The organism is Actinomadura barringtoniae, from assembly GCF_017573505.1.
GTDB lineage: Bacteria > Actinomycetota > Actinomycetes > Streptosporangiales > Streptosporangiaceae > Spirillospora > Spirillospora barringtoniae.
The window spans coordinates 252,526-264,926 of record NZ_JAGEOJ010000004.1 but is presented as its reverse complement, the minus strand read 5'-3'; the positions used below and the strand labels follow the sequence as shown (position 1 = coordinate 264,926).

At 71.4% G+C, this 12,401-nt stretch carries 14 protein-coding genes; 7 read left to right on the top strand and 7 right to left on the bottom strand.

The annotated features are described in order from the left end of the window. Nucleotides 1-9 precede the first annotated feature (9 nt). The 6 genes from J4573_RS11095 to J4573_RS11070 form a co-directional block, all read right to left on the bottom strand. Nucleotides 10-696: a TetR/AcrR family transcriptional regulator gene (locus J4573_RS11095; protein WP_208255271.1), complete on the bottom strand. Its 687-nt coding sequence runs from the start codon at nucleotides 694-696 to the stop codon at nucleotides 10-12. Nucleotides 697-810: 114 nt separating this feature from the next. Further along, entirely contained in the window at nucleotides 811-1,599 is a 789-nt protein-coding gene (locus J4573_RS53875; protein WP_208255270.1) for an acyl-CoA dehydrogenase family protein, read from the bottom strand. A 2-nt stretch (nucleotides 1,600-1,601) separates the two neighbouring features. Next, nucleotides 1,602-2,699, bottom strand: a complete 1,098-nt coding sequence (locus J4573_RS11085; protein ID WP_243772817.1) for an acyl-CoA dehydrogenase family protein — start codon at nucleotides 2,697-2,699, stop codon at nucleotides 1,602-1,604. After that, on the bottom strand, nucleotides 2,696-3,091 hold the full coding sequence (locus J4573_RS11080; protein WP_208255269.1) for a nuclear transport factor 2 family protein: 396 nt from the start codon (nucleotides 3,089-3,091) through the stop codon (nucleotides 2,696-2,698). The genes J4573_RS11085 and J4573_RS11080 overlap by 4 nt, the downstream gene beginning before the upstream one ends. A gap of 43 nt (nucleotides 3,092-3,134) precedes the next feature. Next, nucleotides 3,135-4,358, bottom strand: a complete 1,224-nt coding sequence (locus J4573_RS11075) for a metal-dependent hydrolase family protein (protein ID WP_208255268.1) — start codon at nucleotides 4,356-4,358, stop codon at nucleotides 3,135-3,137. Nucleotides 4,359-4,360: 2 nt separating this feature from the next. Then, on the bottom strand, nucleotides 4,361-4,684 hold the full coding sequence (locus tag J4573_RS11070; RefSeq protein ID WP_208255267.1) for a hypothetical protein: 324 nt from the start codon (nucleotides 4,682-4,684) through the stop codon (nucleotides 4,361-4,363). A gap of 229 nt (nucleotides 4,685-4,913) precedes the next feature. Between J4573_RS11070 and J4573_RS11065 the strand changes: the two genes are divergently transcribed. From J4573_RS11065 to J4573_RS11040, 6 genes are all read left to right on the top strand, one after another. Next, nucleotides 4,914-5,228 (top strand): hypothetical protein, encoded by a 315-nt coding sequence (locus J4573_RS11065; RefSeq protein WP_208255266.1) that lies wholly within the window; start codon nucleotides 4,914-4,916, stop codon nucleotides 5,226-5,228. A 10-nt stretch (nucleotides 5,229-5,238) separates the two neighbouring features. Next, on the top strand, nucleotides 5,239-6,528 hold the full coding sequence (locus J4573_RS11060; RefSeq protein WP_208255265.1) for an amidohydrolase family protein: 1,290 nt from the start codon (nucleotides 5,239-5,241) through the stop codon (nucleotides 6,526-6,528). 89 nt (nucleotides 6,529-6,617) lie between these two features. Continuing rightward, nucleotides 6,618-7,244: a TetR/AcrR family transcriptional regulator gene (locus J4573_RS11055; protein ID WP_208255264.1), complete on the top strand. Its 627-nt coding sequence runs from the start codon at nucleotides 6,618-6,620 to the stop codon at nucleotides 7,242-7,244. After that, the gene (locus tag J4573_RS11050; protein ID WP_208255263.1) at nucleotides 7,241-7,723 is read left to right on the top strand and encodes a hypothetical protein; all 483 of its coding nucleotides are present in this window, start codon (nucleotides 7,241-7,243) and stop codon (nucleotides 7,721-7,723) included. Before J4573_RS11055 ends, J4573_RS11050 begins: the two co-directional genes overlap by 4 nt. Nucleotides 7,724-7,787: 64 nt before the next feature. After that, a complete protein-coding gene (locus J4573_RS11045) occupies nucleotides 7,788-8,300 on the top strand; it encodes a DoxX family protein (RefSeq protein WP_208255262.1) in 513 nt (170 codons plus the stop codon). Between the two features lie 110 nt (nucleotides 8,301-8,410). Next, nucleotides 8,411-9,991: a serine/threonine-protein kinase gene (locus J4573_RS11040; protein WP_208255261.1), complete on the top strand. Its 1,581-nt coding sequence runs from the start codon at nucleotides 8,411-8,413 to the stop codon at nucleotides 9,989-9,991. On the opposite strand, the gene J4573_RS11035 is transcribed toward J4573_RS11040, so the two are convergent. Next, a complete protein-coding gene (locus J4573_RS11035) occupies nucleotides 9,942-10,904 on the bottom strand; it encodes a hypothetical protein (RefSeq protein ID WP_208255260.1) in 963 nt (320 codons plus the stop codon). The two genes, J4573_RS11040 and J4573_RS11035, sit on opposite strands and share 50 nt — an antisense overlap. Before the next feature lie 269 nt (nucleotides 10,905-11,173). On the opposite strand from J4573_RS11035, the gene J4573_RS11030 reads away from it, so the two are divergent. After that, complete coding sequence (locus J4573_RS11030) at nucleotides 11,174-12,391, top strand: PucR family transcriptional regulator (protein WP_208255259.1); 1,218 nt, start codon at nucleotides 11,174-11,176, stop codon at nucleotides 12,389-12,391. Nucleotides 12,392-12,401: the final 10 nt, after the last annotated feature.

Genomic DNA, 12,401 nt, shown 5'->3' with positions numbered 1-12,401 from the left:
TTCTCGAACCTACTTGCCCTTGGTCGCGGAGAAGCCGCGGGCGCAGAAGTCCCAGGTCTCCTCGGCGGTGATGGGGTGCGCCGCCTCGTCGTCGGTGACGCCGTTGGCCTGGGCGACGAACATGACCGTCTGCATCGTCAGCGCGGCGGCGCGCCGCGGCGTGGTGCCCGAACGGAGCCCGCCGGCGGCCTCGACCTGCTCCATGAGCTCGGTGTACAGGGCGAGGAGCGGGGCGTGCGCGATCTTGACCTCGGCGGGATGGGAGATCAGCAGCTGCGGCGCGAAGTCGGTGAACAGCGGGCGCCTGGCGGCCGGGTCGGGGCGGCACAGCTCGAACAGCAGCTCGACGGCGGCCTTCAGCCGGTCGAGCGGCTTGGACTTGCCCTCGGCGGCGGCGCGGATCTGGTCGGACGCGCGGCGCAGGGCGTCCTCGAACAGGGCCAGGAGAAGCTCGTGCTTGCCGTCGAAGTGCTGGTAGAAGCTGCGCAGCGACTGGCGGGAACGGTCCACGACCTCCTGGACGGTGAAGTCGGTGCTGCTCTTCTCGCTGATGATCGCCTGGGCCGCGTCGAGGAACCGCTCCACCCGTTGCTCGGCGCGGAGCTTGGCAGCCTTGGTGGAGCGCTCGACCGCGCGCTGCTTCCAGGTCGGTTCGTCAGCCGGAACGCTCACGGTCGGATCCATCTTCTGTGCCATGGTCAGAACCTTACTGCACGCAATCGGTAAGCCGCCTGAATCTTGATCACAACTATCCGTCTAGCATGGGGAGATCCTTCCTCTCGAAGATCGATAATAACCTTCTCGAGCCGATCACAGGTCGACCAGGCGCGGTGCCGCGCCCTCCTCTCGCAGCCGCGTCCCGGCCTCGCGCGTCAGCTCGTGCGCGCTACCGAGCAGGCCGTCGAGAACGAGAACGCGGCGGACGTGCCGCTGCAGGCCGTGCTCGGCCGTGAACCCCAGCCCGCCGAGCACCTGCTGGCAGTGCCGGGCCGCCGTCAGCGCCGCCCGGCCCGCGGCGGCCTTCGCCAGGAGCGCGCCGAGAGCGGCGTCGTCCGGCGCGGCCCGCAGGGTCGCCTCGGCCCCGTCCAGGGCGACGAGCGTTTCGGCGAGCCGGTGCCGTACGGCCTGGAACGAGGCGATCGGACGCCCGAACTGCGCGCGTTCCATGGCGTGCGAACGGGCGAGGTCGAGCATGGCCCGCCCCGCGCCGACCAGCCACCAGCCGAGCGCCACGCGGCCCGCGGCGAGCGGCACCTGACTTCCGTTCGCCGAGGTGCGGAGCGGCAGCTCGTCGTCCAGCGTCTCGCCCGGCTTGTCAGCGCGATCCCAGACCACCCACGTCCCGCCCACGTAAGGCATCGGCACGGTGCCACCGGCATCGTGCCCGGCGGCCCTCAGCAGCACGTCGTTCAGCAGGGGCGCCTGCGCCCCGCTCTCCCCGAGTAGCCGGAAGACCAGGGCGGTTGCGACGTCCGGAGCGTCGTCGAGGAGCTCTACCCAGCCGAGGTCGGACATCGCCGCGTCGAGGGCCTGGCCCGACCCGGCGGCCATCGCCTTGCGGAGCGTCCCGGCCAGCAGCTCTTGCTCGGCGGCGTCCACGGTCAGTCCCTCCCGAGGTCGAGGAGCCGCCGCGCGATGATGTTGCGCTGGATCTCGGCCGTTCCGCCGTAGATGGTCGCGGCGCGCGAGTACAGGAACTCGGCCCGCCACGGTGATTCGGCGAGCTCGATGACGCCCGGGAGCAGGTCCCGCGCGGTGTCGAACAGGCGCTGTTCGGCGGTCGCGAGCAGCACCTTGTCGACCGAGGTCTCCGGGCCGAGCCGCCCGCCCTCGCCGAGCCTGCGCTGGGTGAGGTGCGAGCGGCAGCGCGCAGTGTGCAGCCCCAGGTACGCCTCGCCGAGCGCCGCGTCGTCGGGGTCCTCGGTCTCGGCCACGAGCCGGTCCAGTCGCGTGTACAGGTGCGCGATCCGGTGCCAGAAGCAGGTGGAACGCTCGTACGGGAGCAGGTCCATCGCCAGCCGCCAGCCGTCGCCCGGACGGCCGAGCATCCGGTCGCCGGGCACGGCCACCTCGTCGAAGAACACCTCGGCGAACTCGTCCACGCCGTGCATGGTGCGCAGCGGCCTGACGGTGATGCCGGGGGAGTCCATGTCCACGAAGAAGGCGGTGATGCCACCGTGGCCCGGCGCGGTCCGGGTGAGCAGGACGCATCGCTGCGAGTACTGAGCGAGGCTCGTCCAGACCTTCTGCCCGGTCACGACCCAGCCGCCGTCGCGGGGGACGGCCCGGGTGGTCAGGGACGCCAGATCGCTGCCCGACCCGGGTTCGGAGAACCCCTGGCACCACTGCTCACGCCCGCCGAGCAGCAACGGAACCATCTCCGCCGCCAGCTCCGGGGGAGCGTAGGAGATCATCGTCGGGACGAGGACCTCGACCATCGAGTAGATCCCCGGCTCGGCGAGCCCCCGGGTGGCGACCTCCTCGCCGAGCACCGCGCGCAGCACGGCCGGGCCGCCGAGGCCGGCCACCTCCTTCGGCCAGCCGTACCGCATCCAGCCGGCGTCGTAGAGCGCGCGCCGCACCCGGGCGAGCTGCGCGACCTGGCCGTCCAGCGAGTGGTCGGGCCCCGGCGACAGGTCGTTGTCGTCGAGCCAGGCCCGCAGCCCGCGCCGGAACTCCTGGACGCCCGGCTCGTTCATGCGTCCGAGCGTCTGTGCGCGTGCGGGCGTCCCGAGTCGTGCACGCCGCTGCGGCGGATGAACGTCATCGCGCGCGTGCGCAGCCGCCAGCCGCGGGCGGTCCGCTGGTAGGTGTCGTTGTAGTAGCCGATCCGCATCTCGTGGGTCGCGTGGTCGACGAAGCACAGGGGCTGCGTGCCGCTCGCGGTGTCGCCGGCCAGCTCCACCGCGGCCGTCCCGGTGAGGAACAGGCCCTTGGGCGCGGCCTCGACCAGCTCGGGGAACTCGTCGAGGCCGTAGGTGTCGCCGAACGCGCTGTAGGTGCCGTCGGGCGTGAAGACCGCCAGCAGTCCCTCGACGTCCCCGCGGGTGATGGTGACCGCGTAGCGGGCCAGCACCTGCTGGATCTCCACGAGGTCGTCGGTGTCAGTGGTCGTACGTTCAGAGCTCGCACATTCAGTGGTCGGAGGCTGCGTGGACAAAGACCTTCCCGCCCTTCATCACGAACCGCACGTCCTGCGTGACGGTGATGTCCTGCAACGGGTCGCCCGGAACGGCGATGACGTCGGCGAGGAGTCCCTCGGCGAGCCGCCCCCGGTCGGTGACGCCGAGGAGTTCGGCGTTGGTCACGGTCGCCGCCCTCAGCACCTCGGCCGGGCTCATCCCGCGCTTCACCAGGGCGACCAGCTCCATGGCGTTCTTGCCGTGCGGGATCGCGGGCGCGTCCGTGCCGACCGCGATCCTCACCCCGGCCTTGTGGGCGGCCTGGATCGATGCTCGTGCGCGCGGGAACATCTCGGCGGCCTTGGCCTGGAGTTCGGGAGCGGCCTTGGAGACGTCCATGCCGTCGGCCAGGAACGTGGTGGCGACGAGGTAGGTCCCGCGTTCGACCATCAGCGCGATCGCGTCGTCGTCGATGAGGAAGCCGTGCTCGATGCAGTCGATGCCCGCCTCGACGGCCGCCCGTACCGCGTCCGCGCCGTGCGTGTGCGCCGCCACCCGCAGCCCGCGCCGGTGCGCCTCGTCCACGATCGCGCGGAGTTCCTCGTCGGAGTAGTGCTGCGCACCGGGGAGCCCCGTGTGCGACATGACCCCGCCCGAAGCGCAGACCTTGATGAGCTGCGCGCCGTGCTTGATCTGGTAGCGGACCGCCTTGCGCACCTCGTCCACTCCGTTGGCGATGCCCTCCTCCAGCGTCAGCGGCAGCACTCCAGGGGCGAACGCGGCGAACATCGTCGGGTCCAGATGCCCGCCGGTCGGCGTGATCGCGTGCCCGGCCGGGACGACGCGCGGGCCGTCGATCCAGCCCGCGTCGATCGCCTTGGCGAGCGCGACGTCCAGCAGGTAGCCGCCGGTCTTCACGAACAGTCCCAGGTTGCGGACGGTCGTGAAGCCGGCCCGCAGTGTCCGGCGCGCGTTGCCGACCGCGCGGAGCATGCGCAGCGGCGGGTCGTCCTGCACGGGGGAGTAGGCGGCGGTCTCGCCGCGCCCTCCCATCAGCAGGTTGACCTCCATGTCCATCAGGCCGGGCAGCAGGGTCGCGTCGCCGAGGTCGATGACCTCGCCCCGGGGAGCGCCGCCGATCGCGGCGATGCGGTCGTCCTCGACCCGCACGAGCCCGGGCCGGACGATCTCGCCGGTGTCGACGTCCAGCAGTCCGGCCGCCTTGAGCGTCGGCATCCTCAGACCACGGGCTCCACGACGAGGTCCAGGTACGCGGCCCCGCTGTCGGGTACGCGGGGCTGCTTCCAGACCTCGACCGGGAACGAGACCATCACCACCGACTGCAGCAGGTGGAACAGGGCGCGCGCGTCGTCGGGCAGCTCGTCCAGCGGGAACGCGTCGCAGTAGGCGATCGCCTCCTCCAGGCGCGGGAAGGTCGCGTCGTAGAACTCCTGCATCTCGTCCATGGAGGAGTCGAGCCGCTTGGCGTAGCGCTCCCGCTCGGTGGGCAGCGCCCAGGCCAGGAACGGCTCCAGATCGGCGAAATCGGCTGGCAGCGGCATCGCGGCAACTCCTCCGGCGTGCTCGGTACAGACCCTTTGAGAGTCCTTCTCAAAATCGAGAATAGGATTCTCGCTCGTGAGTGGCAAGTTTCGGCGGCCCGCCTTGAGTGGTTGATTCTCGTTTCCTGAGAAGCTAGTTTCCGGTTTTGGACGGCGTGTCGGTCCTGCGACCTCAGCCTGCTCGCCGAACGCCCGACCGAGGGAACGCCCGACCGAGGGGACACCCGTCATGACAGCACCGGCAGCCCACCCCGGTGACCAGCTCGCCAGCACCGCCTGCGGCACGCGCGTGATCGTCGTCCGCGCCCCGGCGGGCGGCGCCGCGGTGATCGCGTGCGGCGGCGAGCCCATGGTCCCGGCCGCGCCGGCCCCACCGCCCGCCTCCGGCGGCGGGGCCGGCGCGGTCACCCTGATCGGCAAGCGCTACGTGGACTCCACCGGCGAGTACGAGCTGCTGTGCACGGCCTCGGGAACGGGCGCGCTGACCTGCGACGGCGAGCCCATGACCCTCAAGACCGCCAAACCCCTGCCGGCGTCCGACTGAAGGGAACCCCGTGAACCGCGACGACCTCATCCTCATCAGCGTCGACGACCACATCATCGAGCCGCCCGACATGTTCGTGAACCATCTGCCGGAGCGGTACCGGGCGGACGCGCCCCAGCTGGTCCACCGCGAGGACGGCAGCGACGTCTGGAAGTTCCGGGAGACCGTGATCCCCAACGCCGCCCTGAACGCGGTGGCCGGGCGGCCCAAGGAGGAGTACGGGCTGGAACCGCAGGGCCTCGACGAGATCCGCCCCGGCTGCTACGACGTGCACGAGCGCATCAAGGACATGAACGCGGGCGGGATCCTCGGGTCGATGAACTTCCCGTCCTTCCCGGGGTTCGCGGCCCGGCTGTTCGCGACAGAGGACGCCGAGTTCTCGCTGGCGCTCGTGCGCGCGTACAACGACTGGCACATCGACGAGTGGTGCGCGGCCTACCCCGGCCGGTTCATCCCGATGGCGCTGCCCGCGATCTGGGACGCCGAGCTCTGCGCGGCGGAGGTGCGCCGGGTCGCGGCCAAGGGCTGCCACTCGCTGACCTTCACCGAGAACCCGGCCGTCCTCGGCTACCCGAGTTTCCACAACGAGTACTGGGACCCGCTGTGGCGCGCCCTGGTGGACACCGACACCGTGCTGTCGGTGCACATCGGGTCGTCGGGACGGCTCTCGATCCCGGCGGTGGACTCGCCGCCGGACGTGATGATCACGCTGCAGCCGATGAACATCGTCTCCGCCGCCGCGGACCTGCTGTGGTCGCGCGTCATCAAGGAGTTCCCCGGCATCAAGATCGCGCTGTCGGAGGGCGGGACCGGATGGATCCCGTACTTCCTGGAGCGGGTGGACCGCACGTTCGAGATGCACGCGACGTGGACGCTGCAGGACTTCGGCGGGAAGCTGCCCTCGGAGGTCTTCCGCGACCACTTCCTCACCTGCTTCATCAGCGATCCGCTCGGGGTGAAGCTGCGCCACGAGATCGGGATCGACAACATCTGCTGGGAGGCCGACTACCCGCACAGCGACTCGATGTGGCCGGGCGCGCCCGAGGAGCTCGGCGACGTTCTGGAACGCGAGGCCGTCCCCGACTCCGACATCGCGAAGATGACGCACGAGAACGCGATGCGCTGGTACTCCTTCGACCCGTTCGCCCACATCCCGCGCGAGCAGGCGACGGTCGGCGCGCTGCGCAAGGCCGCCGAGGGCCACGACATCAGCATCCGTTCGCGCAGCCACCGGGTCATCGATCCCGCCGACAAGCTGGAGGCCTACCGCTCCCGGGCACGCGCCGCGCAGGCCAGGTGAGGATGGGCTGAAGTGACCGTCGTGTGGCCCTTGTCACACGCGGCCAAACAACCTAACGTCTGTTCAGTAGGTAGGTCGGAGGGAGTCCGGTGACCGACGAGCGCCCGTACGCGGCCCTGCTGGCCAAGGGCGAGGACCGCAAACAGCGGATCCTCGCCGTCGCGCAGCGGCTGCTCACCCGCAACGGGTCGCGCGGCACCACGCTCGGGCAGATCGCCAAGGAGGCGGGCGTCACCCCGGCCGGCCTGCTGCATCACTTCGAGTCCAAGGACCACCTGCTCCACGCGGTGCTCGACGCCCGGGACGCCTACGACGACGCCTCCGCCGACCGGCAGGGCGACATCCTCGAGGAGCTCAAGGGCGTCGCCGAGCGCTACCGGCGCGCCCCCGAGCTGGTCGGCATGTTCGCCGTTCTCCAGATGGAGAACATCGAGCCCGAGGCGCCGCTCCACGACCGGTTCCTCGGGCGCCGCCGGGCCGCCGTCGAGACCCTCGCCGAGGGCATCAGGCGCGGTCAGCGCGACGGCCGCTACCGCGCCGACGTGGACCCCGTCGTCAAGGCCGTCGAGATCGTCGCCTTTCTCAACGGAATAGAGACATCATGGCTGCTCGATCCTTCGATTCCGCTGACCGAGGTGTTCACCGAGTACACCGAGTCGCTTGCCCGGCAACTCGCCCCGCCGCCCGAGGCGGACTCCGGCGACGCCTCCTCGTGATCGCGCCGAGCTCGGCCGAGGCGGTGCGGTCCGCCGGTGGCTACCTGTGCGACCGTGCGCTCGCCGGCTGGAACGTCACGGTCCTCACCGCCGACCGCGCCGACCGGCCGCTGCGCATCCTCGGCGCCCGCCGGGCCGACCTGGAGCTCGCCCTGGCCGCCCCGGTGCGGCCCCGTCCGCACGCCGTCGCCGTCGACGCCAGGTGCTACGGCCTCGACCCGCGCGTGCGGAGCATCGTTCAGGCGGCGCTGAACGACTCGGCCGAGGTCCGCCTCTGGGGCGACCTGGGCGGCGGCCTCGACCTCGCCGGCTCCGAGGCGCCCCAGCCCGTTCCGCACCGCCTCAGCCTGGCGGCGCGCGCGTTCAAGACCCACGCGCTCGCGGCGGTGGCCTCGCCCGGTGACCTCGATGACGGAGGCGCCACCGAGATGTTCCAGACGAGCGATCTTCAGCGCACCCCGGCCACCGGCCGGGAGTGACGCCTTCCGAGGACGACTTCGAGCACGACTTCGAGCATGACCGACCGGCTGGAAGGTGAAGCCGATGGACGCAGACGTTGCCGCCCTGCTGCTCGTGCGCGTGGTGGTGGGCCTCACGATGATCGCGCACGGCCTGAACCACTGGCGCGGTGGCGGGCGCATCGAGGGCACGGCCCGCTGGTTCAGCGGTCTCGGCCTGCGGAACGGGGTCCTGCAGGCCTGGATGAGCGTGGTCACCGAGATCGGCGCGGGCGCGCTGCTGGCGCTCGGCCTGCTCACCCCGCTCGCGTGCGCCGCCGTCATCTCCGTGATGCTGATCGCGGGCCTTCTGGCGCATCGGCGCAACGGCTTCTTCGTCTTCAAGGACGGCTACGAGTACGTCCTGCTCCTGGCGGCGGTGTGCGTGGCCCTCGCGGTCTTCGGCCCGGGCTCGTTCTCCCTCGACCACGCCGCGGACATCGCCGTGACGGGCTGGAAGGGCGCGGCCATCGCACTCGGGGTGGCGGTGCTCGCGACGGCCGGGATGCTCGCCACGTTCTGGCGGCCCGAGAGCGAGAAGGCGGAGGCGCCCGCCTGAGGCCGATGCTCGCCCGGAACGCCCGCGCGAATCGGGCTTGCGCTCCCTATGCGGGTTCGGCTGTAGTGCCTTAGGCCGGGGTTTCCACTGGGGGCGCGAGGGGTGCACAGATGCCGGATGTCGGGCCGTTGCGTGCGAATGATCCGGCGACCCTCGGCGCCTATCGGGTGACCGGCAGGCTGGGCGAGGGCGGGCAGGGCGTCGTCTTCCTCGGGGAGGACCCCGAGGGCACCCAGGTCGCGGTCAAGGTGCTGCGACCCGATCTGGCGGCGGACAAGGGAGTGCGAAGCCGTTTCGCTCGCGAGGTGACGGCCGCCCAGCGCGTGGCCGCGCAGTTCTGCGTGGCGCAGGTCCTGGACGCCGACCTCACGGCCGACTCCCCGTACGTGGTGACCGAGTACGTCGACGGGCCGACGCTCGCCCGGTCCGTTCGTACCGAAGGCCCGCGGACCGGCGCGGCGCTGCACCGTCTCGCGGTCGCCACCGCCACGGCGCTCACCGCGATCCACGAGGCGGGCGTGGCGCACCGCGACTTCAAGCCGGCGAACGTGCTGCTCGGCAGGGACGGCCCCCGCGTCATCGACTTCGGCATCGCCCGCTCGCTCGACGTCGCCGCGACGCAGACCGGCGGGATCGTCGGCACGCCGAGCTACATGGCCCCCGAGCAGTTCAGCGGTCAGGCCGCCGCGCCCGCGGACGTGTTCGCCTGGGGCTGCGTGATGGTCTTCGCCGCGAACGGGCGCCCACCGTTCAACGGCCGCGACATCCCCGTGCTGATGCACCAGATCATCAACCAGGAGCCCGATCTCGGGCAGCTCTCAGGACCGTTGCGCGACGTCGTTCAGGCGGCCCTGCGCAAGGACCCGGCGCACCGGCCGGGCATGCAGGAGATCCTGCTCAGACTGCTGGGCAACCAGCCGCCCTCCTCGCCCCTGCCGCCGCCGTGGCCGGTGGAGTCCTGGCCGCAGCAGCACGGCGACCGTACGACCATCGACGCGGCCACGCCGCGGAGCGGTAAGGCCCGGCCGCTGGCCCTGACCTTCGCCGCGCTCGCCGTGGCCGCCGTCGCGGTGGCCGGGGTGGTGATCTGGCCGCAGCTGAACGACTCGGACAAGCACAAGCCCTCACCGAGCCCGAGCCCGACCGCGAGCGTGGTGGCAGGCGGCGGCCCGACCCGTACGCCCCGGCTCGGCCTGGAGTTCTGGCAGAACAACGCGGCGGTCCCGGTCACCATAAAGGACAACACCGACGCCACCAACGCGACGGTGACCGTCCCCCTCAAGCCCGCGCCGTTCCAGCTCCGCTTCCCCAAGAAGCCCGGAGAGCAGTCGCTGAAGATCTGCGCCTGGACCGATGCCACGATCTTCACCTCGCGCGGCGGGAAGCCGGCGAAGACCGACCCGTGCCTGGGGGAGGGGCACGGGATGGCCGACTACGAGTTCGGCAGCGGAAGCCTCATCCTCAACAACGAGGGCTTCAACTACCTGATCGGCTCACGCTTCCAGTCCCTGTCGGCCGACACCAACAAGGTCGACTACGCCCAGACCTACCAGGGCCAGGCCGCGACGCCGCTGTCGAACCAGCGGGGCGACATCTACCTGGCGATCTACATGCCGCAGGCCAAGGACGGCACGTTCCACGTCACCGGCCCCGCCGAGCTGGAGTACGTGATCCTGCACTTCGCCGCCTAGAGCCGCCCTGCACGTACTCCCGGGCGGGGGCCTCCTGCTCGTCCGGCTCGTCCTCCTCGTGGCGGGGGACGAGCCAGATGGCCGCGAAGTTCACCAGCAGGCCGCCGGCCAGGCTTCCCATCGCCCCGGTGTGCGGCTCCCACCCGCGCCCGTACAGCGCGGTCGACACCAGCAGCATCTGCGGGTTGGCCGTCATGATGACCAGGAACCCGACGATGATCAGGCGGCAGCGCTGGAAGGCGATCTGGATCTGCCCCGCGGCCAGCGCGGTCGCGGCGAAGAACAGGTAGGGGTACGGCGAGGTGACAAGGTCGCCGAGCGGATGGTCGAGCGTCACCATGCCCATGATCGCGACCTCGGCCGCGCCGATGAGCATTCCGGTGCTGACCCCGTAGACGACGCCGCTGAGCGGCCGTTCGTGCGCGCCCTTGCGCCTCAGGTCGCTGGCCAGGAACAGCACGGCGGGCAGGGTGAGCGAGGGGAAGAGCGCGGCGAGCACCAACGGCGCCGAGGGCGTCCGGTCGAAGGAGTACGCGTGGTCGGCGGCGCGTGCGTACAGGACGACGGCCACGGCGGCGAGCACCAGGCAGAGCAGCTCACGGCGGCCGAGCCGTTCGCCCAGGCCGGCGGCGGCGATGAGCGGCAGCAGCACCGCCCCCGCCAGCATCGCGGGCTGGACGGCGGGCAGCACGAGCGCGGTCAGCGCGACGAACTGCAGCGCGAACCCGAGGCCGATCACGCCGAAGCCGATCGCCCAGGTGCGGCTGGAGAGCATCGCGGCGGCGAGCGCGAACGGCCGGGCGCCGTGCAGCGGAGGCATCCGGTCGGTGGCGGTCTTGAGGAACGCCATGCCGACGAAACAGGTGCCGGTCGACAGGAAAGCGACGATCGTCGCCCAGTGTCCCAGTTCCATGCGGACGACCATCCTCTCCCGCGACCACCTGTGGCATCTAACCTACAGTTGTGTCGGTTAGGCCGACCGTAGCAGCCGTTGCAGGCGTTATGAAGGGGTTCTTCTTCGAGGGTTGGTTGCTCGCTCAATCAACCGACATATTCGTCGGTTAGTGCGCAGATGAATGCGGAGGTCATGCCCTGGTCGCGGGCCGCCGCGTCCGGAGATACGCATCCGACTACGTAGTTGTGCGGTGGTGGTCCGGGCGCCGTCCTAGAAGCCTTGCCGCAGTGATCGATCTGAGCTGCCTCCCGTCGGAGCGTTCGGCCGCCCTCTCGGCCGCGCTCCGTCCCGGCGTCGCGGCGGTCGCGGTGCGGACCGTCGTCGAGATCGGGCAGCCGGATCTGGAGGGCTTCGTCGAACGGCTCGTCGGCCATTTCGTGGAGCTGCTGGGACGGCCCGAGCTCTCGTCCGCGGAGATCCTGGAGTTCGCCGGGCGGGCCGGTGCGGCGGAGGCGCGTGCGGGCCGTTCGCTGAACAGGCTGAACGCCGCCCTGCTCGCGGGCTCGGGCGTCGCGGTCGCCGAGCTGGCCGAGCAGGCGGACCTGCTGGGGCTCGGCTGCACGCCGGGGGAGATCGGCCACCTGACCAGGGAGGTCCTGGCCTATACGGAGCTCGTCGCCAAGGCCATGACGGCCGGGCACACCGAGGCCGCGGCCGCCGCCTCCAATGACGGTGACAACCGCCGCCGCGTGCTGTTCGACCTGCTCGTACATCCCGGAACCAGGCCGGTGGCGATCGTCGAAGCGGCGGCGGAGGCCGGATGGCGGCTGCCCGCGAGGGTGGCGGCCGTGGTGTTCCATCCGGCACGGCTCCGCGCGGTTCGCAAGAGTCGGGGGCCGCTGAAGGACGCGGGCGCCGGGGAGACGTTCGGCAGGCCGCGGCCGGTGCTGGGTCCTGACGTGCTGACCAGGCGCGAGGACGGGCGGCTGCACGCCATCATCCCCGACCCGGACGGGCCCGGACGGCGCCACCAGCTGGAGACCGGGCTGGCGGGCTGGACGGCCGCGATCGGTCCCACGGTCGAGGTGCCCGAGGCCGCCGACTCGCTGCGCTGGGCGCGGGACGCGCTGGAGCTCGCCGTCTCCGGCGCGATCACACCGGACAAGCTGATCGTCGCCACCGACCACATGCCGCTCATCCTCCTGGCCCGCGAGCCCGCGCTGGTGGAGCTGGTCGCCGCCGAACGCCTCGCGCCCCTGGCGGCCGCCCGCCCCACGCTGCGGCCCGCGATGGCGCGCACGCTCCTCGCCCTCATCGAGAACCATTTCAAGGTCACCGTGGTCTCGGACCAGCTCGGAGTCCACCCGCAGACCGTCCGCTACCGGCTCCGCAAGCTCGAGGAGCTCTTCGGCCCGGACCTCTACGACACCCGCAAGCAGCTCGACCTCCGCCTCGTCCTCCTCGCCCGGCTCGCCCGCGCGGCCGACCCCGTCGCCGACGACTGACCCGGGCTGG